We start from the raw sequence: 23,824 nt of genomic DNA on the forward strand, positions 1-23,824 counted from the left end.
GCTGCTCCTACTACGCGAGGTAGAGGCCGCTCACGCTGGGGACGCGAGCGGATGCAGCGGGGGGACCTTCATCGTGCCTCCGCCGAGCCCGTAAGGGAAGGGGGCAGCGGGCGAGCCAGTCGACGAGCAGGGCCCCCAGCAGGTCGGGGCGTTCGTGGGGCAGTGCGTGGGCGGCGCCGTCCACGACGGCGACCGAGGCCTGCGGGTACTCCTCGACCAGGTCGGCGGCGGCGGCGTATCCGACGGTCGAGTCCTGCCGGCCCGCCACGACCAGGACCGGGCGGTCGAACCCGGCGGCGTCCGGCATGGTCAGGTCCCAGCGCGCACCGATCCGCTCCATGGCGTCCGGATCGACCAGCGCCGCCGCGGGCGCGACGAACCGCTCGTACCGGTCCAGCATCTGCGGGGTCTGCTGCACGAAGTAGCCGCGGAACTCCTCGTCACCCAGGTCCGCCGCCACCACGGGACGATGCTCCGGGATGTCGCGCGCCTCGGGCAGCAGGGGACAGACGAGGGCGAGCCCGGCGACGGCGTCCGGCCGCCGGGCGGCGAAGCCCCGGGCGTAGTACGCACCCGCAGAGTGGCCGGCCAGCAGCACCGGCTCGGATCCGGCGACGTCGGCGGCGAACCCGACCAGCGTGTCCAGGACGTCGTCGGCGCTCGCGACCGAGGCCGGCGCGGGCGTACGACCCATGCTGGGCAGATCGGGGTACAGGCGCCGGAAGCCCCCGACCGTCGCCAGCGCCGGCTCGAAGCACGCCTCCACCTCGCGGTGGTCGACGCCCGCCCCGTGCAGCACCAGCAGCGGCATGCCGTCGCCGTGCTCGACGTAGTGCACGGGCACCTGCCCGACCTGACTCTGCTTCATGCACTCACCGCGGGACCGGCGCGCGCTGGTCGACCTCGGCGTCCTGGTCGAGCACCCACGCGTCGGAGATCTCGGCGACGTACAGCCGCAGGCGGGCGGCGGCGGTGAGGCGCTCGCGGGTGAACCCACCGAGGTTCTGCGCCAGCGAGCGCCGGTTGAGGACCTCCAGTCCGTGGTCGAGCTGGTCGTCCGGGCACTGCTGCGCTCGCGCCGTCGCGTAGAACGCCGCCCCGTTGTTCGGGACGACAGTGCTGTCGAACACCGTGAGCGCGATCTGCGGCCGCTGCTCGACCAGCAGCGAGTGCCGGGAACCGGGCCACGACACCCAGAAGAGTCGGTCCAGCCCCTCGGCCGCGAACCACACCGGCGTGGCCCACGGGCTGCCGTCGGCATCGGCCGTGGCCAGCACGACGTAGGAGGTGCTGGCCAGGATCTGGCGGGCGTGCGCGTTGTTGTCGGTCATGGGCGCACCCTTCCCGGGAGGCGGGACAACGACGTACCGCCGACTCTCCCAGGTGCCCACCCGGGTCGGCCAGGGGCGCGCCCGGTGATGCTGCCTGGACGACGTCGTCCGGGATGCCCTGCCGTTCATGCGGCGCGACACGTCACCGGACACACCCTTCGCTGGTCGAGCCGGGGCGAGGCGCCGGCCGAGACCCGCGTCGAAACCCGGTCTGTCGTGCGCCGGCTCTCCCCGTGCGTCACCAGGTTTCGACTCGGCCCTCCGCTGCGCTCCGGGCCGGCTCAACCAGCGGAGGGGTGGGTCAACCCGCGGAGGGGTGGCTCAACCCCGAGGGGTGGCTCAACGAGCGGAGGGGCGGAAACGTGGTCGCGGAGGTCGGCCTGCGACTCGTAGGCTCGTCGAGCCATGCGTGACTTCCCGCCCTCCGTGACGACGTTCTGGTCCCCCGAGGGCGAGCGCGCCGGTAGCCCTCCCGACACCCGCAGCCCGTTCCGGTTCCTGCTCTGGATGCTGCGGTTCCAGGGTGGACTGGTCGCCGTCGGCACGGCGTTCGGCGTCCTGTGGCAGCTGCCGCTGATCGCCGGGCCCTGGGTCTTCGGCCGGTCGATCGACGCCGGCATCGTCGGCGACGACCCGTCCGCCGTCGCGGTCGGCGCTGTCGTCCTGCTGCTGCTCACCCTCGTCGGCGCGGCGTTCGGCATCGCACTGCACACCCTCGTCGTCCGCACCTGGCTGATCAGCCTGTACGGCACGACCAAGATGGTGACCCGCAAGGCCGCGCAGATGGGTCACGTCCTGCCGCGACGCTCGCCCACCGGTGAGATCCTCAGCGTCGCCTCCAGCGACTCCGACGAGTTCGGCGCGATGACAGAGATCATCGCCCGCGCAGGCTCCCAGGTCGTCTCCTTCCTCGCGGTCGCGGCCATCGTGATGTGGACCTCGCCGGTGATGGGCGCGACCGTCCTGCTCGCCGCGCCCGTGCTGGTCGGTGTGGCGCTGCCGTTCCTGCGGCCGCTGCACCGGCGCCAGGAGCTGGAGCGCAACCGCAACTCCGAACTGACGTCGATGGCGACCGACATCGTCGCCGGCCTGCGGATCCTGCGCGGCATCGGCGGCGAGCGCACCTTCGGCCGCAACTACGCGACGCAGTCCCGCAGCGCCCGGGAAGCCGGTGTGTCCGCGGGCATCTGGCAGGCGGTCATCGAGGCCCTCGGCGTGCTGTTCTCCGGCGTCTTCCTGGTGCTCCTGCTGTGGCTCGGCACCCACGAGGTCCTCGCCGGCCGGCTCACCATCGGCGAGCTCGTCAGCTTCCTCGGGTACGGCCTGTACCTCATCGGTCCCATCCGGACCTTCTTCGAGTTCGCGCAGAAGATCACCCGCGCGATGGTCAGCGCGCGCAAGGCGATCGCCATCTTCGAGTCCGCCCCGCCGTGGAGCGACCGCGAGGAGCCGCTCCGCCTCGATCCGTCGGCCGCCCTGTCCGACGGGCTCACCGGGTTCACGGCCCGGCCGGGCCAGCTGACCGTCGTCGTCAGCGCCGCGCCGGAGGAGTCGGCGCGGCTGGCCGACCGCCTCGGCCGGTACCTGCCCGCCGACACCGAACCCGTGAGCGAGGAGCCGGAGCACGGGCTCAAGGGACGCGCCGCACGCCGGGCGCAGTCCGAGCGCGCCCGGCGACGTGCCGAGATCGCCGCCCGCGACGCCGAGCGCACCCGCGGCCCGTGGGGTGCGAGCCTCGGCACCGTCGACCTCGCGGACGCCGCGCTCGCCGACGTCCGCCGTACCGTCCTGGTCAGCGACACCGGCAGCCAGCTGTTCGCCGGCACCCTGCAGGACGCGATCGACCCGCACCGCCGGCTCACCCGGGCTCAGGCGGAGGAGGCGCTACGGACGGCGAACGCCGAGGACGTGTACGACGCCATGCCCGGCGGCTGGCAGGGCGTGCTCGACGAGCGTGGCCGTGGTCTGTCCGGCGGACAGCGGCAGCGGGTGGTCCTCGCTCGCGCGCTCGCCGCCGACGCGCCCGTCCTCGTCCTCGTCGAGCCGACGTCCGCGGTGGACGCCCACACGGAGGCGCGGATCGCCGAGCGCGTCGCCGAGCTGCGGCGCGGGCGGACGACGATCGTCTGCACCGTCTCGCCGCTGTGGCTGCACCACGCCGACCACGTCGTCCTGCTCGCGGACGACGAGGTGGTCACCGAGGGCCGGCACCACGACCTGCTGGGCGGCGACCCGGCATACCGGGCCGTGGTCGCCCGCACGATCGAGGGGGAGCTGCAGGCATGACCATCACCGACCCGCTCGCGACCTCGGCGGACACCTGGTCCGACCACTCCGCCGACCCGCCGGTGGTCGACCCGCGCCTGCGGCCGCCGGACGAGGCGTCCGTCGGCGAGCGCGTCGCCTCCTGGCGGATGCGGCACCACCTCCGGCGCGAGGAGGCGGACCGCGTCTACGCCGCGTCCCGGAATCCCGAGCGCGGCTGGCCGGTCGCCGGTGACCGCGCCGTCCTGGACTTCTTCCGAGACCTGATCGGGCGCCGGCGGCGGATGTTCGTCGTGCTGATCGCCCTCAACGCGCTCGCGGCGGGCGCCGGCCTCGTCGTCCCGCGCCTGCTCGGCACCCTCGTCGACCGGACCGTGCAGGGCGACGGCGCGGGCCTGGACTCGCTCGCCTGGCTGGTCGTCGCGGTTGTCGCGGCGCAAGCGGTGCTGACGTTCTTCGCCCAGCGCACCTCGACCCTGTTCGGCCAGGACCTGCTCGCCTCGGCGCGCGAGTACATCGTCCGGGTCATCCTGCGGCTGCCGGTCGGGCAGGTCGAGAGCGCCAGCACCGGCGACCTGGTCACCCGCGTGACCCGCGACGTCGGCACGATGAGCCGTTCGGTGCAGTTCGGCGTCCCGATGGCGATCATCTCGATCCTCACCGTGTCACTGTCGGTGGTCGCGATGCTGGCGAACTCCGTGCTGCTGGCCGTGCCGTCGCTGATGATCATCGCCACCAGCGCGTACGCCGTGCGCGGCTACCTGCGCCGGGCGCCGCGCGGCTACATCACCGAGGGCTCGACGTACTCGCGCATCAACACGACGCTCACCGAGACCGTGGAGGGCGCCCGGACGGTCGAGGCGCTCGGCCTGTCCGGCCGCCGGGTCCGACAGGGCGACGACGACATCGAGGTGTCGGCGCAGGCCGAGCGCTACACGATGTCGCTGCGCAACCTGCTCTTCACCGTCATCGACGTCGCGTTCAACACGCCACGCGTCGCGACGCTGGCGTTCGGTGCGTGGGGGTACGCGCAGGGCTGGCTGACGCTGGGCCAGATCACCAGCGCCGTCCTCTACGTGGAGGCGCTGAGCGGTCCGCTGGACCGGTTGGTCGGCGAGCTGGACCGCCTGCAGGTCGGTGCGACCTCGACCGCTCGCCTGCTCGGCATCGCGGAGGTCCCACCGGACCGCGAGCCGACCGACGCGCGCCCGGACGGGCCGGCGCTGGTCGGGCGCGACCTGAGGTTCGCCTACCGCGAGGGCCACGACGTGCTCCACGGCATCGACGTCGACCTGCGGACGGGGGAGCGGCTGGCCGTCGTCGGCCCGTCCGGCTCGGGGAAGTCCACCCTGGGTCGCCTGCTGTCCGGGATCAACCGCCCGCGCACCGGGTCCGCCACGGTGGGCGGCGTCGAGCTGGTCGACCTGCCACTGGAGCTGCTGCGTACGGAAGTCGCGCTCGTCACCCAGGAGCACCACGTCTTCATCGGCTCGGTGCGCGACAACATCGTGCTCGCCCGCGAGGACTCCCCGGACGAGGCGGTCCGCGCAGCGCTCGCCGCGGTCGGCTCGCTGGACTGGGTGGAGCGGCTGCCGCAGGGGCTCGACACTCGCATCGGCTCGGGCCAGCACGTCCTGACCCCGGCGCAGGCGCAGCAGATCGCGCTCGCCCGGCTGATCATCGCCGACCCGCACACCCTGGTCCTGGACGAGGCGACGTCCCTGATCGACCCGCGTACGGCCCGCAGCCTGGAGGGCTCGATGAACGCGCTGCTGGAGGGTCGCACCGTGGTCGCCATCGCGCACCGGCTGCACACGGCCCACGACGCCGACCGCATCGCCGTGGTGATCGACGGTCGGATCGTCGAGCTCGGCAGCCACCACGAGCTGGTCGACCGCGAGGACGGCGAGTACGCCGCGCTCTGGCGGGCTTGGACCAGCTGAGCCGCCCCGGTGAGAGCCTGCGGCTCGTTCTGGTGGTCGTAGCGGGAGCCATACCTCCCTTTACGACCCCCAACACGCCGGTGGCTCCGCCTCCCCTCAGCGGATGCCGGACCGGGAGAAGCCGGCGACGAAGAAGCGCTGCAGCACCACGAAGACGATGAGCAGCGGCACGCAGGATAACAGCGCCATCGCCATCAGCCCGCCGTAGTCCGCGTCGTACTGACCCTGCAGGAAGCTCAGGGCCACCGGCAGCGTGTACAGGTCGGGGTCGCGCAACGTGATGAGCGGCCAGAGGAAGTCGTTCCACTGCGTCATGAAGGCCAGTAGCGCCATCACCGCGATCAGCGGACGCGACAGCGGCAGCACGACCCGGCGGAACGCCGACCAGTACGTGCAGCCGTCCATGCGGGCGGCATCGAGCAGCTCGTCCGGTACGGAGAGGAAGAACTGCCGGGCCAGGAACACCCCGAGCGCGGTCGAGGCCGACGGCAGCACCACCGCCCAGAACAACCCGATCAGTCCCATCCGGGCGACCAGCTCGAACTGCGGCACCATGATCGCCTGCACCGGCACCATCAGCGTGCTGAGCACGATCAGGAAGACGAGTCCGCGGCCGCGGAAGCGCAGCTTGGCCAGCGCGAACCCCGCCGCCAGGTTGACGCTGACGGACAGGACGGTCGTCAGGCTCGCGACGAGCAGCGTGTTGCGGAACCACTGCCACACCGGGAAGCGGTCGAACAGGCCGGTGACGTTGTCGGTCGTCCACCGGCTGGGCCACAGCCCGGCGCCGCCGTCGAGGATCAGGTCGCGCGGGGTGAAGGCGACGACCACCATCGCGACCAGCGGCAGCACGAACACGACGCACACCAGCACGCACACCAGGAAACGCAGCCAGCGAGGCATCAGACCTCCCTCCTGCGGTTGACGGCCAGCTGGACGGCGGTGACCACCAGCGTCAGCACGAACAGCACCAGCCCCACCGTCGCGCCGTACCCGAAGTTGCGCGCGGCCCCGAAGCCCTCGTCGTAGGCGTACGTCACGAGCATCGTGGTGGAGTAGCCCGGTCCGCCGTTGGTCATGACGTAGACGATGTCGAAGACCTGGAACGACCAGATCAGGTTGATCACGACCAGGAAGAACGTGGTCGGACGCAGCCACGGGACGACGACGTGCCGCACCCGGGCGAACGGCCCCGCGCCGTCGACCTCCGCCGCCTCCAGCACCTGCTTGTCGACGTCCTGCAGCGCCGCGAGGTAGACCAGCATCCCGAACCCGATCCGCGACCACAGCGTCATGACGACGACCGTGACCATCGCCCAGCCCCCCTCGCTCTGCCAGCGGACGGTGCCCAGGCCGAGGTCGCGCAGCACGCCGTTGACGATCCCGACCGTCTCGTCGAAGAGCAGCAGCCCGACCAGCGAGGTCACCAAGGTGCTGACGGCGATCGGCAGGTACACGATCGTGCGGAAGAAGCCCCGGCCGGGCAGTGCGTCGTTCATGAGCAGGGCCAGGCCCAGCCCGATCCCGACGCTCAGCGGCACGGTGGCGAGGGTGAAGATGCCCGTGTTGAGCATCGCCCGCCAGAAGACGCCGTCGCCGAGCAGCCGGCCGAGGTTCTCCAGGCCGGACCAGTGGCCGGGACCGAACGAGCGTTTGGCCTGGAAGGACATGATCAGCGCCCACACCAGCGGCACGAGCAGGAACAGCCCGATCAGCACCAGGTTCGGAGCCACCATCAGCCACCCGACCGGGACGCGGATGCGGCGGCGCTGCGGCGGTGGCGGCTCAGTGGTCTCGGTGGGTGCGGGCGCTACGAGTCGTACGTCGTCGGTGGTCATGCGCGACCTCCTTCGTCGTTGAGTCCGGCGGGCTGGTCGACCGCGTCGGCGAGCGCGGACAGCGTCGCCCCGGTCGAGCGGCCGCCGAGGAAGCACTGCTCGAGCTCGTTGGCCAGCGCCAGGTTGACCTCGGCGAACGTCGCGGTCGTCACGTCGGCGACGTCGCGCTCGCCGATGGTGCGGACCTGCTGGGCGTAGACCGGCATCAGGTCGTCGGCCACGGCGAAGTCCAGCCGCTGCGCCAGCAGCGATGACCGGGTCGGCAGCAGGACCGACGCCTGGCAGAAGTCCCGCATCTGCGCCGGTGCCCCGAGGAAGGCCAGGAAGTCGGCCGCCAGCTCGGGGTTGGCAGCGCCGCGCGTCGCGACCAGCGCGTTGCCGCCCAGCTCGCCCGCGGCACGGTGGTCCTGCGGGAGGTAGGTGACGGCGTACCCGAACCGCTTGCCGATCGTCTCGCTGAACGCCGGCAGCAGGAAGTTGCCGGCGAGCACCATCGCGAGCGTGCCCGAGGTGAACTGCGCGTCCGGCAAGGTGGCGCCCTTGGTGGACGTGGAGTCGGGGACCCAGCCCCTCCGGAAGAAGGAGGAGGTGAAGTCCAGCGCCCGTCGCGCCGCAGGGGTGTCCAGGGTGGCCGCGCTCTGGTCGGCGTCGTAGAGGTGGCCGCCCGCCTGGAACAGCCAGTTCAGCCAGCGGAACGCGCCGAGCGCCTGCCAGTTGACCGCGAACGCCGACCGTCCGTCCGGTGCCTTATCCGTGAGCCGCTGCGCGACCTGGGCGAACTCCTCCCACGACCACGCGTCCTGCGGGCGGTCCGGCACGCTGGTGATGCCGGCGTCGCGCAGCACATCCGGGCGGTAGACCACGCCGCTGGTGTCGATGTGCTGCGGCATGCCGTAGATGCGGCCGCCGTGGCTGACCGCCTCCAGGAACGCCGGCGAGATGTCCGTACGCAGGTCGCTCAGGGCGTCCCCGACGTCGAGCAGCTGGTCGGCGCTCGCGTACACGCCCATGGTCGGGTAGTCGACGCGGAACACGTCCGGGGCGGTGCCGGACGCGAGGGCGGCGTCGATGCCGACGGACGCCTCGCTGAACGGCACGGACACCAGGTCGACGGTGACGCCGCGGCGGCTCTGCTCGAACCGGCGCGCCAGCCGGTCGTAGAACGCCACCTCGACGTCGGTGCCGTACACCTGCACGCTGAGGCGGTCCCGTCGTCTGCCGGCGTTCGCCGACACCCGTTCGGTGAGGCCGGCGCAGCCGGTCAGGGTCGGCGTGGCGAGCGCGCCGAGTGCACCGGCGAGCACCGTACGGCGCGTCGGGCTGAGCGTCGGGGGAGATGCACTCGCGGCACCGGGCCGGGAGTGCGGTCGGAAGGGGTCGACGGACATCGTCTGTCCTCACCCGTACGTGCGGAGACCACCGAGGTGGCGTGCTCCGTCGTACGTCTGGGGCCGCGGGCGGAGCGGGGCTGGGTGATGTTCTTCTACCCGGCTGCGCGCGAATGACACCACGCTCGCTCGCGCCGGTCGCGGCGGCGGGCGGGGTCCACGCGCAGAAGGATCGTGCGCCCGGACGCACGAACCTTCTGCATCAGACGCCGGCGCGCGGACGCGCGACGCCGGGGATCGCCTTGACCGCCTGCCTGACCCGCGGGTAGAGCACAGGGATGGGCGACGTGGAGACGATCGTGGTGCTGCTGCTCGTGCTCGTCGCGGCGGCGAGTGCGCTGGCCAGGGTGCTCGGGGTGCCGTACCCGATCCTGCTGGTCATCGGCGGGAGCCTGGTGGGGTTCGTGCCCGGTGTGCCCGAGCTGCGGCTGGAGCCCGAGCTCGTGCTGTCGGTGTTCCTGCCGCCGCTGCTGTACGACGCGGCGTTCTCCACGACCGTGCGGGACCTGCGGGCCAGCGCGCGGGTCATCACGCTGAGCGCGGTCGGCCTGGTGCTGGCGACGACCGCGGTCGTGGCGGCGGTCGCGCACGCCCTGGTCGACGGCCTGCCGTGGGCGGCGGCGTTCGCCCTGGGCGCGATCGTCTCGCCGACCGACCCGCTGGCGGCGACGCAGATCGCCCGCCGGCTCGGGCTGCCCCGCCGCACGCTGACCGTCATCGAGGGGGAGTCGCTGGTCAACGACGGGTCTTCGCTGGTCGTCTACCAGTCGGCGGTCGCCATCGTCGGCGGCGCCTCGTTCGTGTGGTGGCGTACGGGCGGGCTGTTCGTCGGCGAGGTCCTGGGCGGCGTGGCGATCGGCCTGGCGGTGGCCGTCGTCATGAACTGGATGCTCGCGCACGCCGGCGAGGACCAGCTGCTGCGGGTCGTGCTGACGCTGACCGCCGGCTACCTCGCCTACCTGCCGGCCGAGCGGCTGCACCTGTCGGGCGTGCTGGCGGCCGTCACCTGCGGCCTGCTCATGGGCCACCGGTCGCCGACGGTCAGCACCGCGACGAGCCGGCTGCGCAACGGTGCCTTCTGGGAGACGCTGGTCTTCCTGCTCAACGCTGTGCTGTTCGTGTCGGTGGGCCTGCAGCTGCCGAGGGTGCTGGAGAGCCAGGACCGGGACGTCGGCGAGCTGGCTCGGCTCGGAGTGATCGTGGCGCTGACAACGATCGCCGTCCGCCTGCTGTGGACGCCGTTCATCACCGCGGTCATCCGGACGCTCGACCGCCGCGAGGTGCAGCGCGCGCGCCGGGCGACCTGGCAGGCCAGGACCGTGACGTCGTGGTGCGGGTTGCGCGGCGCGGTGTCGCTGGCGGCCGCGCTGGCGCTGCCGGCCGACTTCCCCGAGCGCGACCTGCTGATCTTCCTGGCGCTCTGCGTCATCTGGGCGACGCTCGTGGGGCAGGGCCTCACCCTGCCGTGGGTCATCCGGCTGCTCGGGGTCCAGGACGACGGCGTGACCGCCCGCGAGGAGCTGCACGCGCGCAAGGCCGCCGCGGCCGCCGCCGTCGAGGAGATCGACCGGCTGGAGGAGGAGGACTGGACCCGGGAGGACACGCTGGAACGCATGCGCGGGCTGTACGAGTTCCGCCGTCGCCGGCTGCGTCAGCGGGCCGGTGTCTCCGACGACGGCGAGGAGGACGCCGAGGCTCGCTCCCTGGCGTACCAGCGGACGGTGCGCTCCATCCTCGATGCCCAGCGCCGCGAGCTCGTCCGGCTGCGCGACGAGGGCGAGATCGGCAACGACGCCCTGCACGCCGTCGAGCGCGAGCTGGACCTGGAGGAGGAACGGCTGGACAGCTGACTGTCACCCCGAGCGAGTAGCGTTCCTATGGATTCGTCCCGGTCGCCGCCGCCGGCGCCCGGCCCTCGACGCGCACCGCGTCCGACCCCCCGACCACGGTCACGTCCCCTGAGAGGCCTGCGAGATGCCCGATCAGCCCGTCGGTGCCACGAGCACCGAGGCGCCGTCCGCCGAGCGGACGACCGACCCCAAGTGGTGGACCCTGGCCGCGGTGTGCCTGGGCGTGTTCATGCTGCTGCTGGACATCACCATCGTGAACGTCGCCCTCCCCGACATCCAGTCCGAGCTGTCGGCGTCCCTGTCGGACCTGCAGTGGGTCATCGACGCGTACGCGCTGAGCCTGGCCGCCCTGCTGCTGACCGCGGGCTCGCTGTCCGACCTGTACGGCCGCCGCCGCATCTTCGTCATCGGCACCGTGCTCTTCACCATCGGCTCGGTCGCGTGCGGTCTGGCGCAGAGCATCACGGTGCTGACGGTCTCGCGGGCGTTCCAGGGCATCGGCGGGGCCGCCATGTTCGCGACCGCGCTCGCCCTGCTGGCCAGCGCCTTCCACGGCAAGGACCGGGGTACGGCGTTCGGCGTCTTCGGCGCCACGACCGGGGTCGCGGTCGCGGTCGGCCCGGTGCTGGGCGGCGTCCTCACCAGCGGGCTGTCCTGGCGCTGGATCTTCTTCGTCAACGTGCCGCTGTGCCTGGTCGCGATCGCCGTGTCGCTGACGAAGGTCCGCGAGTCGCACGACCCGCGGGCCGGGCGGCCGGACTGGGTCGGCTTCGTCGTCTTCACCGCCGCGCTCGCGTGCCTGGTGTACGGGCTGATCGAGGCCGGGCAGGACGGCTGGACCCAGCCCACCGTGGTCGTGTGCCTCGTCGCCGCCGCGGTGCTGCTCGCGCTGTTCGTGGTCAGCCAGATGGTCCAGCAGCACCCGATGTTCGACCTCGGGCTGCTGCGCAAACCCACCTTCACCGGCGGGTTGATCGCGGCGTTCGGCGTCTCGGCGTCGATCTTCTCGCTGCTGACGTTCCTGGTCATCTACGTGCAGAACGTCCTCGGCTACTCACCGATCGGCACCGGCATCCGGTTCCTGTTCCTGTCCGGGGCGTCGTTCGTCGCCGCCGCGGTGGCCGGCCGGCTGTCCGAGCGCGTCCCGGTCAAGTGGCTGATCGGGCCGGGCTTCCTCGTCCTGGGTGTCGGCCTCCTGCTGCTGCGGGGCATCGAGACGACCTCGTCGTGGACGCACCTGATCCCCGGCCTGCTGGTCAGCGGCATCGGCATCGGCATGATCAACCCGCCGCTGGCCTCCACCGCCGTCGGGGTGGTCAGCGTCGACCGGTCGGGCATGGCCAGCGGGGTGAACTCCACGCTGCGGCAGGTCGGCATCGCGACCGGGATCGCGGCGCTCGGCTCGATCTTCAGCCAGCAGGTCGCGGACTCCGCCCGGTCCGGCCTGCAGGGCAAGGTGCCGCCGGGCGCGCTGGACGGGCTGACCTCGGCGCTGTCCGGCGGGCAGGTGAGCGCCGCCGCGCAGGCCGCCCGCGCCCGCGCCGGTCAGCGCGGCTACGACCTCGTCCACCAGGTCGGTACCAGCTCGGTCGTCGACGCGCTGAACCACATCATCGCCATCTCGGTCGTCATCGCGTTCGTCACCGGCGTGCTGACGCTCTTCCTGATCCGGCAGAAGGACTTCGTCCAGCGCTGAGCGGCACCGAGTCAGGCGCTGCCGCGCCGGCCCGACCGCCGCTCAGCGCTCGGCGACCTCGCCGAAGAACGCCCGGATGTCGTCGGCGAGCAGCTGCGGCTCCTCGTACGCGGCGAAGTGGCCGCCGCGCGGCATCTCGGTCCAGCGACGGACGTCGAACCACCGCTCGCCGAACGTGCGTGGCGCCGGGACGATGTCCTTCGGGAAGATCGCGAACGCGGTGGGCACCGTGACCTTGTCCTGGCTCCGGTTGCCCATCCCGCGCATGTTCTCGAAGTAGAGACGGGCCGCCGAGCCGGCGGTCTGGGTGGCCCAGTAGACGGTCAGGTTGGTCGCCAGCCAGTCGGGGTCGAAGCGACTGAAGACGTCTCCGTCGCAGTCGCTCCACGTCTGGTACTTCTCCAAGAACCAGGCCGCCAGGCCGGCGGGGGAGTCGTTGAGCGCGTACGCGATCGTCTGCGGCTTCGTGCTCTGCTGCAGGGCGTACGAGCCCTCGCTCTGCGACCACTGCATCCCGCGCTGGAGGTAGTCCTGCTCCTCCTCGCTCAGCGTCGACGGGTCGGCCGCGAACAGGTGCCAGTACGGGACGTCGGTCAGGTGCAGCCCGATCATCCGGTCGCCGTGCGCGGCTGCGAGGGCCTCGCCGACACCGCTGCCGAGGTCGCCACCGTGATAGCCGAACCGCTCGTGGCCGAGCTCGGTCATCAGGCCGGCGAACAGCTCGGCGATCCGCGGGCCGTCCGTGCCGGGCTCGGTCGGCCGGTCGGAGAACCCGTACCCCGGGAGGCTGGGCACGACGAGCTCGAAGTCGTCGGCCAGCAGCGGGATCAGCCGCTCGAACCGCAGGAACGAGTCCGGCCAGCCGTGCACCAGCAGCAGTGGTGTCGCGCCCGTCCGGCCCGCGCGGACGACGTGCAGCCCGATGCCGTCGACCTCGACTCGCTGGTGGTCCAGCTGGTTCAGCTCCTCCTGCCTCGCCGCCCAGTCGAACGAGCCGGCCCAGTGGTCGACCAGCCGCCGCAGCGCGTCCGGTGGGGTGCCGCGCTCCCAGTCGTCGCCGATCGCGTCCGGCCACCGGGTCGCCCGCAGGCGGGTGCGCAGGTCGTCGATGACCTGCTGCGGTACGTCGATGGTGAAGTCCTGCGCCATGCTGCCTCCCTGGCTCCTGGCTGACGAGCAAGAACCTAGGCCGCACCTCCGACAGCCGGGCGGGATCGGCCGCGCCGCCGACGTCCGGTCGCCTCCGCCGCCGCGTAGCGTCATCGACCTGCCGAATCGTCAGTGCGGTCAAAGGCCCACCTCCTGCCCGTAGTCGCAGCCAGCGATCCGGCCCGACTATCCGGTTGAGCGTGGCCGTCGAGCACCTGAAGACTGGCGGCATGACGACGATCAGCGCGACGGCGCTCAGCCGGGCGGTGTCGCACGCGCTGCGGCACGAACCGTGGCTGTACGAGCTGGAGCTGGACAAGCAGGGCTGGACGCCGGTGGGATCGCTGGTCGACGCGTTGCGCCACGAGCCGGACTGGAGGTCGGTGACGGCGGCGGACGTCGAGGCGATGGTGGCCACCGCTCCCAAGCAACGGCACGAGATCCGCGACGGTCGCATCCGCGCGCTGTACGGCCACTCGCTGCCCGGTCGCATCGAGCTCGTCCGGCAGGAGCCGCCGCAGGTGCTGTTCCACGGGACGGCTCCGGTTACGGTGGAAGCGATCCGCCGCGACGGACTGCGACCGATGGCTCGGCAGTACGTGCACCTGTCGGTCGACATCGAGATGGCCCAGGCAGTGGGAGCGCGAAAAGACGCCGCGCCGGTGCTGCTGCGCGTGGCAGCCGGTGACGCTGCCGCCGCGGGCGTGCCGTTCTACCTCGGCAACGCGCGCGTCTGGCTGGCCGACGGCGTACCGGCCCGCTTCATCACGCCGTTGCCCTGAGGTCCGGCACCGCCGTCCGGGTTTGCGTGACACGGCATCGGGAAGGGTGGGGAGCACTGCCCCGACGAACATGGAGGTTCCCGCCGTGACCGCTGACACCGTGCTGCTGGACGTCGACGGCACGCTCATCGACTCCTCGTACCACCACACCATTGCGTGGGCGAAGGCCTTCGCCGACGAGGGGCTCTACCCGCCGCTGTGGACGGTCCACCGGGCGATCGGCATGGGCGGCGACCGGCTGGTACCGCACGTCACCGACGAGGAGACCGAGTGGCGCTGTGGCGACCGCGTCCGCGAGGGCTGGGAGCGTGCGTACGCGCAGCTGGTCGACGACGTGCACCCCTTCGACGGCGCCGGCGAGCTCGTGCGCGCCCTGCGCGAGCGCGGTTTGAAGGTCGCGCTCGCGTCGTCGGGGAAGGAGCGGTTCACCGCCACGGCGATCGAGGCCATCGGCGTCACCCGCGACGACGTGGACGCGGTCACGACGTCGGCCGACGCCGACGCGTCCAAGCCCGACCCCGGCATTCTGAAGGTCGCACTCGACGCCGCCGGCGGCACCTCGGCGATCGTGGTCGGCGACAGCACCTGGGACGTCGAGGCGGCGAAGGCCATCGACGCCCCGACCCTCACCGTCCGCACGGGCGGCTTCGACGCGGCCGAGCTGACCGCCGCGGGCGCCGAGCTCGTGGTGGACACCGTCGCCGACCTGATCGACGCCGACTGGGACCACCTGCGCAGTCTGCGCTGACTCTCCGTCAGGCGTGCTGCCGGACCAGCCGGTCGAGAGTCGCGCGGACGGGGGTGGCGGGTCGGCCGATGAGGCGCTCGAGAGTCGGGTCGGTGACGTCGAACTCGCCGGCCCGGGCCGCCCGGAACATGCCGAGCGTGAACTCGGCCCGCTCCTGCGGCATCCCGCTCGCGGCCATCGACCTGACCCACTCGTCGTCGTCGACCACCTCACGGGTGATGGTGCGCCCGGTCAGCTCGCTCAGCACCTCGGCGACGCCGGCGAAGTCCCAGGTCGTCGGTGCGACCAGCGGCGGGCTGACGCCGTCGAGCGCGTCGTCCACGTCCGGCTCGGCGGTGAGGGCGGCCGCGGCGACGTCGGCGAGGTCGGCGTGGTCGGTCCACGCGGTCGGCCCGTCCGCCGGCAGCCGGAACGACCCGGTCTCCAGCGCGTCCGGCACGTAGTACTCGAGGGTGCTCGCGTAGAACCCGTCGCGCAGCGCGGTGTACGGCACACCCTCGGCGGCCAGGTGGCGCTCGGTCGCGGCGTGCACCGGCTGCGGCCCGAACAGCGAGTGGTCCGAAGCAGCCTGGTGGCTGGTGTAGAGGATGCGCTGGGCGCCGGCGGCCTTCGCGGCGTCGATCGCCGCGCTGTTCGCCTCGACGGCCTGCGACCCCACCATCGATGCTGAGACGACGAGCACGCGCTCGGCGCCCTCGAACGCCTGCTCCAGGCCGGCCGGGCGGGTGAAGTCGGCCGTGCGGACGCGGACCCCGCGGTCGGCGAGGCCGGACGCCTTGGCGGCGTCGCGGACGCTCACGCCCACCCGCTCGGCGGGCACGCGCTGCAGCACTCGCTCCACGACCTGGCCGCCGAGTCGTCCAGTGGCGCCGGTGATGACGATCATCGCTACTCCTCAGGTGTTATCAATGGAACGATACCGACGTTAACACTGATATCATGGTCGGGTGAACCTGCGCTCCACCGACACCCCGCCCCGGGCGGACCTACGGACCACCGTCCTGGACGTGACCGCACGACTGCTGCGGGAGCAGGGCGCCGACGGCGTCACCACCCGGGCGGTCGCCGCGGCGGCCGGGATCCAGGCGCCGACGATCTACCGGCTGTTCGGCGATAAGGACGGGCTGCTCGACGCGGTGGCCGAGCACGTGATGGCCACCTACGTCACGGCCAAGCGCGAGACCGCCCGCTCGGACGAGGCCGCGGACCCGGTCGACGTGCTGCGCGAGGGGTGGCGGACGTACGTGGAGTTCGGCCTGGCCAACCCCGACCTCTTCGTCCTGCTCGTCACCCCCGGACGGACGTCCGCGGCCGCCGCCGAGGGGATGCGCGTGCTGGCGGAGCGTATCCATCGTGTGACGGCGGCCGGCCGGCTCCGCGTACCCGAGCAGCGCGCCGTCGAGATGGTCCACGCCGCCGGTGTCGGCGCCGTCCTCACCGTGCTCGCCGCCCCGACGGACCGACGCGACCTCGGGCTCGCCGACGCCATGCTCGACGCGCTCTGCCGGGAGATCCTGACGGACGCGCCCGCGGCCTCGGCCAGGGACGCCGTCTCGATCGCACTGGCGTTCAGGGCGATCGCGCCGGACCTCCCCGGCCTGTCCGCCGCTGAGCACGCCCTGCTGGAGGAGTGGCTCGACCGATCTGCGTCCGCCTCCCCGTCAGTACCGTGATGGCGTGCTCATCAAGGTCTGCCCGAACGGTCCCCGTCCGCTCGAGGACCATCCGCGCCTCTCCGCCGATCCGGCGCTGATCGCGCAGGAGGCAGCAGCGGCGGTGCGCGCCGGCGCCGGAGCGGTCCACGTCCATCCCAAGGACGAGTCCGGCGCCGACAGCCTCCGTGCCGATGACGTCGAGCGCTTCGTCGCAGCGATCCGGGCGGCCTGCCCGGGTGTGCCGGTCGGTGCGACCACGGGAGCCTGGGCCATGCCGGACGCCGCAGAGCGCGTCGCGGCCATCGATGCGTGGACGACGCTCCCCGACTTCGCCTCGCTGAACTGGCACGAGGAGGGAGCGGACGACGTCGCCGCTGCTCTCCTCGGACGCGGTGTCGGTGTCGAAGCCGGCATCTGGCACCGGGACGGCCTCGCCGCGTGGCGACGGTCGCCGTACCGGGGTCGGTGTCTGCGCGCACTCATCGAGCTGCCGGACGTCGCCGACGCGAACGAGGTGGACGCGATGGCGAGGGAGCTCGTGGCGGCGGTCAGGTTGAGCGAGCCGGCGCTACCCGTATTGCTGCACGGCGAAGGACGCTCGACCTGGCCCGCCGTCGAACGTGCCGTCGCGTGGGGACTGGACACCCGCATCGGACTCGAGGACTGCCTGGTCGGACCCGACGGCGAGCCCGCGCAGGGCAACGCCCAGCTCGTCCGAGATGCCGTGCGGTTGGCACGTCGCCCAGGCGGTTGACCGGAGCCGCGCGGGCCGCGCCGCGGGCTCAGAGCGTCGGAACGTCGTACTCCAGGCAGCGGGGGTCGACGGTGAGGAAGGGGATGTCCTCGCACATCGCCTGAGCGACGAGCATCCGGTCGAACGGATCGCGATGGAGCAGCGGCAGGGTGTCCAAGAGCAGGACTTGGGTGTCGAGCAGGACCCTCACGCGCCGAACCAGTCGCGCTCGTCCTGGTCGGTCCACTCGCCGAAGTCGTCGCCGATCGCGACCTGGCCCTTCAGGTCGCCGAACGTGACGGGCCGGTCGACCGGCGCGATGGGACCGAGCTGTGCCACTGGCCTCCCGTTGCGCGCGATGACGACGGTCTCGCCCGCCTCGGCTGCGGCAATGAGCCGGCTGAACGTCGCCTTGGCGTCGTAGATGTTCACCGTCGGCATGACACGAGCGTACGAACATCTGGCCAGATCTGACCAGAACCAGAGGGTCGGCGGCTCAGGTGGCGGCGGTGACCGAGGGCTCGGGCTGGCTACGCCACGTCTCGGTCTCCAGCACCTCGCGCACGGTCGCCACGCAGGTCCACACGTCCTCGTACCGCAGGTACAGCGGGGTGAAGCCGAACCGCATCAGGTCCGGTGCGCGGAAGTCGCCCTGGACGCCGCGCTCGATCAGGGCGCGCATCACCTGGTAACCGTGCGGGTGCCGCAGCGCGACCTGGCTGCCGCGCCGGTCGGCGTCGCGCGGGGAGGCGACCTCGACCGCGTCGCCGAGCTCCTGGTCGACCAGGGCGATGAACAGGTCGGTCATCGCCTGGCTCTTGCGGCGTACGGCGGCCATGTCGACCGACGCGAACAGGTCCAGGCTCGCGGCCAGCGGGGGGAAAGACAGGATCGACGGACTGCTCGTGCGGAACCGCGAGATGCCCGCGGCCGGCTCGTACGACGTCGTGAACGCGAACGGCGCGGCGTGGCCGTGCCACCCGGACAGCGGCTGGACGGCGTCGGCCTGCAGGCGCGGCGCGACGTAGAGGTAGGCGGGCGAGCCGGGGCCGGCGTTGAGGTACTTGTACGTGCAGCCGATGGCGAAGTCGACGTCGCACCCGGGCAGGTCGATCTCGAGCGCGCCGGCGCTGTGGCACAGGTCCCAGATCGCGAGTGCGCCTGCGGCGTGGACCTTCTCGGTGACGGCGGCCATGTCCAGCAGGTCGCCGGTGCGGTAGTCCACGTGGTTCAGCACGACGGCCGCGACGTCGCCCTGATCGAGCAGGTCGTCCAGCTGCGCGCCGCCCTGCTCGATCAGGGCGAGGCGGTGCTGGCCGGTCCAGGTCGCCATGCTCTCCAGCATGTAGACGTCGGTCGGGAAGCCGTACGCCTCGGCCACGATCGTGCGACGCTCCGGCCGCAGCTGCAGCGCCGCACCGACCACCTTGAACAGGTTCAGCGAGGTCGTGTCGCAGACGACGACCTGGCCGGGGCCGGCGCCGACGAGCGGGGCGAGCCGGTCCCCGAGGGTGAGCGGCTGGTCGAACCAGCCGGCATCGTTCCAGCTGCCGACCAGACCCTGCGCCCACTCCCGGGTGACGACCTCCTGCATCCGCTCCGGGACCGCGCGCGGCATCGGGCCGAGCGAGTTGCCCACCAGGTACGTCACACCCTCGGGGAGCACGAACTCGTCGCGCAGGTGGGCAAGGTCATCACGGTGGTCGAGCTCACGGCAGTGGGAGATGTCGATCGAAGTCACGCCCCAAGGGTGGTGTGCGTCGCCCGGCCTGTCCACCGGATCGCACTAGGCTCGGCTCCCACAGCGCCCGGCAGGTCAGGGCGACCAACGGGGACGGGGAGTGGTCGACGATGAGGACGTTCGCAGCAGTGGGGAGCAGCTCCGGCGGTCACTTCTCCTGGTGGGCCACCGGGCTCATCGTGCTGATCGGAATCCCGTTGACGCTGTGGCGTCTTCGGCGCGGCGGGCCCGGCCCGCAGATGAACTGGATCCCTCGGTCGATGCGCGGCCGGGCCAACAAGACGTACCGCAAGCACGGGTGGCAGGAGCCGTTCGACGACGAGGGCAACCGCAACCCGGACCGGACGGTCCTCTGAGCTCAGCGACGCTACGGTCGGCTGGTCGCTCGGTACGGCTCACTCACGGTCGTCCGTGCGGTCGGTGCCGTCGACCGAGGGAAGAATGACGACGCGCACTGTCGCCATGCCGACGGCCATCGCGAGTCCCCATATCCCGCCTGTCTCGGCACTCTCCGCGAGGCCGTCCCGGCCGAAGATGCCGGTCGCGTCCATCAACGGCCAGACCACAACGCCGACGACGGGATAGAGGACGAAGCCACCCCAGCGGGGGTGACGCCGGTACCACCTCCGGAGCAGCCGCATCCGCCCATCATGTCGTCTCGCACGCCGCGGGGGTGACGTCGTGCAGGGCAGCTCCTCCACGCGGCGGCCATCAGCGGCCAAGGGGGTCGCGCCGGTCGGACCCGTCGAGTCGCAGCTCGGCCGGTGTGCGGCGTTGTCGGGAGGCGTCCTCCTCCAGGGACCGCCCGATCGCGGTCATGCTGACCACCACCCAGCCGTCCGGGACGTGCAGATCGCCGCTGAGTCCGGCGAGGTCGAAGGCCCGGAACTGCCGGCACGACAAGCCCATCGCGGTGGCCTGGATCGTCATGTGGGCCACCGCCTGGCCGAGGTCGTAGTCGGCGAACTCGGAGTACGGCCAGTCCGTACCCTCCACGAACCGGTGCGCCAGGTTGACCACCAGGGCGCTCGCGGTCGGAGCCCAGCGCGCCGACGACGAAGCCAGCCGGGAGGTGAGCAGGTCATGGCCGGGGTCGCCTCGGCGCCGCAGGTGGAACATCCAGGGCTGGGAGTTGCCCGCCGACGGTGCCCATCGCGCTGCCTCGAGCAGACCGTCCTCGTCGGCGTCGGCCAGCACGTGGTCCGGGTCGAACACCAGCGGGCTGAACCGCGCCGCGAGCAGCGGGTGGATCGGCCGGTCCGGTGGTACGCACAATTCGTCGGTGGAGCTCATCCCCCTCATCGTGGACGACGACCGCCGCGCGATCGACCGTTCGTCCCGAATCCGACGGGTCGCCTACGAGGGCATCGCGCCCGCCTCACCTCGCGGCGCGCAGCACGTCGAACTCGGCGCCGGGCGTGTTCGGGTCGAAGCCGTGCTCGATCAGCCAGCGGGCCGCGCGCAGGCTGCGTACCGACCACCACGCCCGCACCACGTCGACGTCGATGCCGTCGCCGTACCCGGCGAGGAGGTGCTCGAGCTGCTCTGCGTGGCCGAGCGTCAGGGTCGCGAGGTCGTAGTGCGCGTCGCCCTGCGCGGCCTCGGACCAGTCCAGGACGCCGGTGACCTCGTCCTCCGCGACGAAGACGTGCGTGATCTGCAGGTCGCCGTGGACGAACACCGGCGTCGACGGGCGCAGGGCGGTCTCGGCGACGCGGCGGTTCCGAGCGACCAGGTCGGCGGGCAGGACGCCGGTGCCGACGAGCCACTCGCACTCGGCGTCGAGGTGGGACCTGATCGCGTCGACGTCCTGACCGGGCCGCGCTGGCAGAGGCGCGTCGTGCAGCGTCCGTACGACGGCACCCGCGGCCGCCCATGCCGCCGGGGAGGCGGGCGACGGCGTACCGAGCCTGCCGAGCGCCGTGCCCGGTAGGGCGGCGAGGGCGAGCACGTGCGGCTTGCGCCAGAGGATCTGCGGCGTCGGGACCGGCGCCGTGGCCATCGCCTCGGCCTCGACGTCCAGGCGTTCCTGGTCGCTGTCGATCTTGAGGAACGTGTCACCGACCCGCAGCGTCGCGCGCTCGCTGTGGGCAACGACGACATCGACCTCGGTCATACCTCCATCCTGCGTCGGCATGATCCACGGTCGCCACCCGTTTGCGGTGCAGCCGGCAGCGGGCGACCGCACGCCGGGTCGTTGCGGTCTACGTGACGAGGGACTGCGTGCCCAGGACGAGGGCGAGCGCCAGCCGGTCGGCATCCTCGGTGCCGGGCTCGGCGGTGTAGACCGAGATTCGTAGGTCGTCGAGAGAGACGAGCAGGGTGTCGCAGTCGAGGGTGATCCGCCCGACGTCCGGATGGTCGACGACCTTGCGCCGCGACCGGTCGGCGGGCGGTGCGGGCGTGGGCGCCTCCCACAGCGCGACGAACCCCGGTGCGGATTCACCGAGCTCGTGGACGAGGCGCCGCAGCCTCCGGTCGGTGGGGTAGCGGGCCGTGGTCAGCCGGAGGTCGGCGACGAGGAGCGCCACGTGCCGGGCGTGCTCCTCGGGGGTGTGGACCACCCGGCTCGGAAGGCCGTTGAGGTGGCGCCACACGGCGTTGCGCTCCAGGCCGCGCCAGCCCGTCGTGTCGCCCATCAGGGCGTCGTAGTGCGCGTTGGCGGTCACCAGCGTCCAGGTGGCGTCGTACACGACGACAGGCGTGTGGGCCAGGCGGTCGAGCATGCGCTGGACGCTCGGGGGTACGTGTGAGGGGACGACCTCGGCGCCGGGCACGGCCACGCCGGCGAGCTCGTACAGCAGAGTGCGGTCGCCGTCCGAGAGGCGCAGCGCCCGGGCCAGCGACGCGACGACCTGCGTCGAGGGCGCCGTCGCGCGGCCCTGCTCCAGCCGGGTGAGGTAGTCGGGGGAGATGCCCGCGAGCAGGGCGAGCTCCTCGCGGCGCAGGCCCGCAGCGCGCCGACGCTGCCCGACCGGCAGGCCCACCGACTGCGGCGTGACCTGGTCGCGCCACCGGCGCAGGGCGCTGCCGAGGTCCAGTGACTCCATCCCGCCAGTCTGCCCCCGGAGGCCCGGACGAAGGTGGCCCTGTCGTTCCTACGACAAGGAGGGACCTGGTGTGGGGCCGGGGCCGCGCGCACGCTCGAGGCATGACGACAGTCCTGATCACCGGTCCGACGCGCGGCCTCGGACGAGCCACCACTCTGGCGCTCGCGCACAACCCGAAGCTGCACCACCTCCTCCTCGTCGGACGGGAGGGTCCGGCCTTGCGCGGGGTCGGCGAGGAGGCACGGCGCTACGGCGTCGACGTCCACGAGATCGGCTGCGACCTGTCGCGCCTCGCCGACGTGCGCGCAGCAGCAGGCGTCGTGCGATCCCTGGTGGACGAGGGCCGGGTGGGCCCGGTGGACGCGCTGGTGGCGAACGCCGGGGCCATGACGACGGACACCCGTCTCGCGTCGGCGGACGGCTACGAGATGACGTTCGCCGTCAACTACCTCGCGCACGCCCAGCTGATCGGCGACCTGGTCGACGCCCTCGCCGACCACGCCCGCATCCTGCTGATCGGTTCGAACACCTACCACGCCAACGTCTGGCGGCGGCTCCTGCACGTCCCGGCTGCCGACTGGCGCGACCCGGTCGAGCTGGCGAGACCCGCTGGGGGAGAGGACAACCCGGGCACCGAGGCCGCCGGCGTCGCGTACTCCGACGCCAAGCTGGCCATCCTCTACTACGCCCACGAGCTCCAGCGCCGCATCGGCGAGAAGGCCGGCGTTGCGGTGTTCGAGCCCGGCTGGATGCCCGGCACCGCCCTGGGCCGCGACGCCCCCGAGCCGGTCCAGCGGATCGGACGCGGGCTGGCTCGCCTGCCCGGCGTGGCAACGCCGGAGCGGTCCGGCCCCGTGCTGGCGTCCATGGCCCTCGACGACCGGTGGGCAGACGTGCGGGACGGCGCCTTCGTCGTTCGCGGGAAGGTCACCGAGGTGAAGCCCTTCGCCCACGACCGGGACCGGGAGGCGCGGCTCTGGGACGCGACCGCTCAGCTGCTCGAGGCCGCCCGCCGGTAGGTCTGGGCGGCGGTGGCCGGTCGGCTCGGCGAGCCGACCTCACGTTTCGGCGGCCGCGGGCGTCTTCGGAGCATGACACTTCTCATCACCGGGATGCCCGGCGCCGACCTCCTGACGATGCTCGCGACGGGCCGGGACGACACCGGCGCCGCGATCGAGCCGTTCGAGGACGAGGAGGGCGGGTGGCGACTGCGCTGCTGCCTGCAGGACTCACGGCCGGGTGACCGACTCGCCGTCATCGGTTACTCGCCGTTCGCATGGTCCGGCCCGTACCGCGAGACCGGACCTGTTGTCGTCCACGTCGAGGGCTGCCCGGGCCACGACGGCGGCTTCCCCGTCCAGTTCGAGGAGCGCGACCAGGTGATCCGCGCCTTCGGCGACGACGGCGGTCGGGTGAACACCCAGGTGTACGACCGGAACCGCCTCGTGCGCGCCGGTGCCGGACTCGCCACGGCCATCGAGACGGTCCTGGCCGACCCACGCGTCCGCGAGGTCCACGCGCACAACGTGACCTCGCAGTGCTTCAGCTTCGCCGCCACGACCCCGGAGGACTCTGACCGCTGAGCCTCCTGCGCCGTGCCGCGAGGGTCGTATCGCGCGGGCCGGCAGCGACCTCCTGGAAGCACGACCGACCAC

At 72.3% G+C, this 23,824-nt stretch carries 25 protein-coding genes; 11 read left to right on the forward strand and 14 right to left on the reverse strand.

The annotated features are described in order from the left end of the window. Nucleotides 1-10: 10 nt before the first annotated feature. Together P4R38_RS00125 and P4R38_RS00130 are read right to left on the reverse strand one after the other, a co-directional pair. Nucleotides 11-868, reverse strand: coding sequence for an alpha/beta fold hydrolase (locus tag P4R38_RS00125; protein ID WP_277190399.1), 858 nt, complete (start codon nucleotides 866-868; stop codon nucleotides 11-13). 4 nt (nucleotides 869-872) lie between these two features. Continuing rightward, a complete protein-coding gene (locus tag P4R38_RS00130) occupies nucleotides 873-1,331 on the reverse strand; it encodes a pyridoxamine 5'-phosphate oxidase family protein (protein ID WP_275237276.1) in 459 nt (152 codons plus the stop codon). A gap of 405 nt (nucleotides 1,332-1,736) precedes the next feature. On the opposite strand from P4R38_RS00130, the gene P4R38_RS00135 reads away from it, so the two are divergent. Next, nucleotides 1,737-3,617: an ABC transporter transmembrane domain-containing protein gene (locus P4R38_RS00135; protein ID WP_275237275.1), complete on the forward strand. Its 1,881-nt coding sequence runs from the start codon at nucleotides 1,737-1,739 to the stop codon at nucleotides 3,615-3,617. Continuing rightward, nucleotides 3,614-5,539, forward strand: a complete 1,926-nt coding sequence (locus P4R38_RS00140; RefSeq protein ID WP_277190401.1) for an ABC transporter ATP-binding protein — start codon at nucleotides 3,614-3,616, stop codon at nucleotides 5,537-5,539. The genes P4R38_RS00135 and P4R38_RS00140 overlap by 4 nt, the downstream gene beginning before the upstream one ends. A gap of 96 nt (nucleotides 5,540-5,635) precedes the next feature. Here P4R38_RS00140 and P4R38_RS00145 read toward each other — a convergent pair whose 3' ends face one another. Genes P4R38_RS00145 through P4R38_RS00155 form a run of 3 tightly spaced genes read right to left on the reverse strand, consistent with a single transcriptional unit; the run spans nucleotide 5,636 to nucleotide 8,765 of the window. After that, a complete protein-coding gene (locus tag P4R38_RS00145; RefSeq protein ID WP_277190404.1) occupies nucleotides 5,636-6,442 on the reverse strand; it encodes a carbohydrate ABC transporter permease in 807 nt (268 codons plus the stop codon). Next, a complete protein-coding gene (locus P4R38_RS00150; RefSeq protein ID WP_277190405.1) occupies nucleotides 6,442-7,377 on the reverse strand; it encodes a carbohydrate ABC transporter permease in 936 nt (311 codons plus the stop codon). The genes P4R38_RS00145 and P4R38_RS00150 overlap by 1 nt, the downstream gene beginning before the upstream one ends. Beyond that, entirely contained in the window at nucleotides 7,374-8,765 is a 1,392-nt protein-coding gene (locus tag P4R38_RS00155) for an ABC transporter substrate-binding protein (protein WP_277190407.1), read from the reverse strand. Before P4R38_RS00155 ends, P4R38_RS00150 begins: the two co-directional genes overlap by 4 nt. 278 nt (nucleotides 8,766-9,043) lie before the next feature. On the opposite strand from P4R38_RS00155, the gene P4R38_RS00160 reads away from it, so the two are divergent. Beyond that, nucleotides 9,044-10,615, forward strand: a complete 1,572-nt coding sequence (locus P4R38_RS00160; RefSeq protein ID WP_277190408.1) for a Na+/H+ antiporter — start codon at nucleotides 9,044-9,046, stop codon at nucleotides 10,613-10,615. Nucleotides 10,616-10,739: 124 nt separating this feature from the next. After that, a complete protein-coding gene (locus tag P4R38_RS00165) occupies nucleotides 10,740-12,311 on the forward strand; it encodes an MFS transporter (protein ID WP_275237268.1) in 1,572 nt (523 codons plus the stop codon). Between the two features lie 42 nt (nucleotides 12,312-12,353). On the opposite strand, the gene P4R38_RS00170 is transcribed toward P4R38_RS00165, so the two are convergent. Further along, nucleotides 12,354-13,460, reverse strand: coding sequence for an epoxide hydrolase family protein (locus P4R38_RS00170; RefSeq protein ID WP_277190410.1), 1,107 nt, complete (start codon nucleotides 13,458-13,460; stop codon nucleotides 12,354-12,356). Between the two features lie 230 nt (nucleotides 13,461-13,690). Between P4R38_RS00170 and P4R38_RS00175 the strand changes: the two genes are divergently transcribed. Further along, nucleotides 13,691-14,242 carry an RNA 2'-phosphotransferase gene (locus tag P4R38_RS00175; RefSeq protein ID WP_275237266.1) on the forward strand — a complete coding sequence of 184 codons (552 nt, stop codon included), beginning with the start codon at nucleotides 13,691-13,693 and terminating at the stop codon, nucleotides 14,240-14,242. A gap of 85 nt (nucleotides 14,243-14,327) precedes the next feature. Continuing rightward, on the forward strand, nucleotides 14,328-14,990 hold the full coding sequence (locus P4R38_RS00180) for an HAD family hydrolase (protein WP_275237265.1): 663 nt from the start codon (nucleotides 14,328-14,330) through the stop codon (nucleotides 14,988-14,990). A gap of 7 nt (nucleotides 14,991-14,997) precedes the next feature. On the opposite strand, the gene P4R38_RS00185 is transcribed toward P4R38_RS00180, so the two are convergent. Continuing rightward, complete coding sequence (locus P4R38_RS00185; RefSeq protein ID WP_275237264.1) at nucleotides 14,998-15,876, reverse strand: NmrA family NAD(P)-binding protein; 879 nt, start codon at nucleotides 15,874-15,876, stop codon at nucleotides 14,998-15,000. A 61-nt stretch (nucleotides 15,877-15,937) separates the two neighbouring features. Between P4R38_RS00185 and P4R38_RS00190 the strand changes: the two genes are divergently transcribed. Together P4R38_RS00190 and P4R38_RS00195 are read left to right on the forward strand one after the other, a co-directional pair. After that, nucleotides 15,938-16,663 carry a TetR/AcrR family transcriptional regulator gene (locus P4R38_RS00190; protein ID WP_275237263.1) on the forward strand — a complete coding sequence of 242 codons (726 nt, stop codon included), beginning with the start codon at nucleotides 15,938-15,940 and terminating at the stop codon, nucleotides 16,661-16,663. Nucleotides 16,664-16,667: 4 nt separating this feature from the next. After that, complete coding sequence (locus tag P4R38_RS00195; RefSeq protein ID WP_277190413.1) at nucleotides 16,668-17,399, forward strand: 3-keto-5-aminohexanoate cleavage protein; 732 nt, start codon at nucleotides 16,668-16,670, stop codon at nucleotides 17,397-17,399. 28 nt (nucleotides 17,400-17,427) lie between these two features. Here P4R38_RS00195 and P4R38_RS00200 read toward each other — a convergent pair whose 3' ends face one another. From P4R38_RS00200 to kynU, 3 genes are read right to left on the reverse strand one after another with little or no spacing between them, the layout of a single operon-like run. Further along, nucleotides 17,428-17,589, reverse strand: a complete 162-nt coding sequence (locus P4R38_RS00200) for a PIN domain-containing protein (RefSeq protein WP_275237261.1) — start codon at nucleotides 17,587-17,589, stop codon at nucleotides 17,428-17,430. Further along, nucleotides 17,586-17,819 carry a type II toxin-antitoxin system Phd/YefM family antitoxin gene (locus P4R38_RS00205; protein ID WP_277190416.1) on the reverse strand — a complete coding sequence of 78 codons (234 nt, stop codon included), beginning with the start codon at nucleotides 17,817-17,819 and terminating at the stop codon, nucleotides 17,586-17,588. The genes P4R38_RS00200 and P4R38_RS00205 overlap by 4 nt, the downstream gene beginning before the upstream one ends. A 55-nt stretch (nucleotides 17,820-17,874) precedes the next feature. Then, nucleotides 17,875-19,119, reverse strand: coding sequence for a kynureninase (gene kynU, locus P4R38_RS00210; protein WP_277190418.1), 1,245 nt, complete (start codon nucleotides 19,117-19,119; stop codon nucleotides 17,875-17,877). A 110-nt stretch (nucleotides 19,120-19,229) separates the two neighbouring features. On the opposite strand from kynU, the gene P4R38_RS00215 reads away from it, so the two are divergent. After that, nucleotides 19,230-19,475 carry a hypothetical protein gene (locus tag P4R38_RS00215; RefSeq protein WP_275237258.1) on the forward strand — a complete coding sequence of 82 codons (246 nt, stop codon included), beginning with the start codon at nucleotides 19,230-19,232 and terminating at the stop codon, nucleotides 19,473-19,475. Between the two features lie 39 nt (nucleotides 19,476-19,514). Here the strand turns inward: P4R38_RS00215 and P4R38_RS00220 are convergent, their stop codons facing one another. From P4R38_RS00220 to P4R38_RS00235, 4 genes are all read right to left on the reverse strand, one after another. Next, on the reverse strand, nucleotides 19,515-19,760 hold the full coding sequence (locus P4R38_RS00220) for a hypothetical protein (RefSeq protein ID WP_277190420.1): 246 nt from the start codon (nucleotides 19,758-19,760) through the stop codon (nucleotides 19,515-19,517). 70 nt (nucleotides 19,761-19,830) lie between these two features. Then, on the reverse strand, nucleotides 19,831-20,412 hold the full coding sequence (locus P4R38_RS00225) for a nitroreductase family protein (protein ID WP_275237256.1): 582 nt from the start codon (nucleotides 20,410-20,412) through the stop codon (nucleotides 19,831-19,833). Nucleotides 20,413-20,497: 85 nt separating this feature from the next. Then, nucleotides 20,498-21,235: a phosphotransferase family protein gene (locus tag P4R38_RS00230; protein ID WP_275237255.1), complete on the reverse strand. Its 738-nt coding sequence runs from the start codon at nucleotides 21,233-21,235 to the stop codon at nucleotides 20,498-20,500. 88 nt (nucleotides 21,236-21,323) lie between these two features. Beyond that, nucleotides 21,324-22,169, reverse strand: a complete 846-nt coding sequence (locus P4R38_RS00235) for a helix-turn-helix domain-containing protein (protein WP_275237254.1) — start codon at nucleotides 22,167-22,169, stop codon at nucleotides 21,324-21,326. Between the two features lie 101 nt (nucleotides 22,170-22,270). On the opposite strand from P4R38_RS00235, the gene P4R38_RS00240 reads away from it, so the two are divergent. Both P4R38_RS00240 and P4R38_RS00245 read left to right on the forward strand, forming a co-directional pair. Further along, nucleotides 22,271-23,188, forward strand: a complete 918-nt coding sequence (locus P4R38_RS00240; protein ID WP_277190424.1) for an SDR family NAD(P)-dependent oxidoreductase — start codon at nucleotides 22,271-22,273, stop codon at nucleotides 23,186-23,188. Nucleotides 23,189-23,260: 72 nt separating this feature from the next. Beyond that, nucleotides 23,261-23,752 carry a DUF1203 domain-containing protein gene (locus P4R38_RS00245; RefSeq protein WP_277190425.1) on the forward strand — a complete coding sequence of 164 codons (492 nt, stop codon included), beginning with the start codon at nucleotides 23,261-23,263 and terminating at the stop codon, nucleotides 23,750-23,752. The last annotated feature ends 72 nt before the right edge of the window (nucleotides 23,753-23,824 follow it).

It is taken from the genome of Luteipulveratus flavus (assembly GCF_029439465.1).
Classification (GTDB): Bacteria; Actinomycetota; Actinomycetes; order Actinomycetales; family Dermatophilaceae; genus Luteipulveratus; species Luteipulveratus flavus.

Bases quoted from the DNA above. Each gene is read 5' to 3' on its own strand.
- P4R38_RS00150 (WP_277190405.1), bottom strand. From the start codon at position 7,377: ATGACCACCGACGACGTACGACTCGTAGCGCCCGCACCCACCGAGACC.
- P4R38_RS00230 (WP_275237255.1), bottom strand. From the start codon at position 21,235: ATGACCGAGGTCGATGTCGTCGTTGCCCACAGCGAGCGCGCGACGCTG.
- P4R38_RS00245 (WP_277190425.1), top strand. From the start codon at position 23,261: ATGACACTTCTCATCACCGGGATGCCCGGCGCCGACCTCCTGACGATG.
- P4R38_RS00205 (WP_277190416.1), bottom strand. From the start codon at position 17,819: ATGCCGACGGTGAACATCTACGACGCCAAGGCGACGTTCAGCCGGCTC.
- P4R38_RS00155 (WP_277190407.1), bottom strand. From the start codon at position 8,765: ATGTCCGTCGACCCCTTCCGACCGCACTCCCGGCCCGGTGCCGCGAGT.
- P4R38_RS00185 (WP_275237264.1), bottom strand. From the start codon at position 15,876: ATGATCGTCATCACCGGCGCCACTGGACGACTCGGCGGCCAGGTCGTG.
- P4R38_RS00170 (WP_277190410.1), bottom strand. From the start codon at position 13,460: ATGGCGCAGGACTTCACCATCGACGTACCGCAGCAGGTCATCGACGAC.
- P4R38_RS00160 (WP_277190408.1), top strand. From the start codon at position 9,044: ATGGGCGACGTGGAGACGATCGTGGTGCTGCTGCTCGTGCTCGTCGCG.
- P4R38_RS00135 (WP_275237275.1), top strand. From the start codon at position 1,737: ATGCGTGACTTCCCGCCCTCCGTGACGACGTTCTGGTCCCCCGAGGGC.
- P4R38_RS00240 (WP_277190424.1), top strand. From the start codon at position 22,271: ATGACGACAGTCCTGATCACCGGTCCGACGCGCGGCCTCGGACGAGCC.
- P4R38_RS00125 (WP_277190399.1), bottom strand. From the start codon at position 868: ATGAAGCAGAGTCAGGTCGGGCAGGTGCCCGTGCACTACGTCGAGCAC.
- P4R38_RS00225 (WP_275237256.1), bottom strand. From the start codon at position 20,412: ATGAGCTCCACCGACGAATTGTGCGTACCACCGGACCGGCCGATCCAC.
- P4R38_RS00220 (WP_277190420.1), bottom strand. From the start codon at position 19,760: ATGCGGCTGCTCCGGAGGTGGTACCGGCGTCACCCCCGCTGGGGTGGC.
- P4R38_RS00165 (WP_275237268.1), top strand. From the start codon at position 10,740: ATGCCCGATCAGCCCGTCGGTGCCACGAGCACCGAGGCGCCGTCCGCC.
- P4R38_RS00130 (WP_275237276.1), bottom strand. From the start codon at position 1,331: ATGACCGACAACAACGCGCACGCCCGCCAGATCCTGGCCAGCACCTCC.
- P4R38_RS00235 (WP_275237254.1), bottom strand. From the start codon at position 22,169: ATGGAGTCACTGGACCTCGGCAGCGCCCTGCGCCGGTGGCGCGACCAG.
- P4R38_RS00175 (WP_275237266.1), top strand. From the start codon at position 13,691: ATGACGACGATCAGCGCGACGGCGCTCAGCCGGGCGGTGTCGCACGCG.
- P4R38_RS00140 (WP_277190401.1), top strand. From the start codon at position 3,614: ATGACCATCACCGACCCGCTCGCGACCTCGGCGGACACCTGGTCCGAC.
- P4R38_RS00215 (WP_275237258.1), top strand. From the start codon at position 19,230: ATGAGGACGTTCGCAGCAGTGGGGAGCAGCTCCGGCGGTCACTTCTCC.
- P4R38_RS00145 (WP_277190404.1), bottom strand. From the start codon at position 6,442: ATGCCTCGCTGGCTGCGTTTCCTGGTGTGCGTGCTGGTGTGCGTCGTG.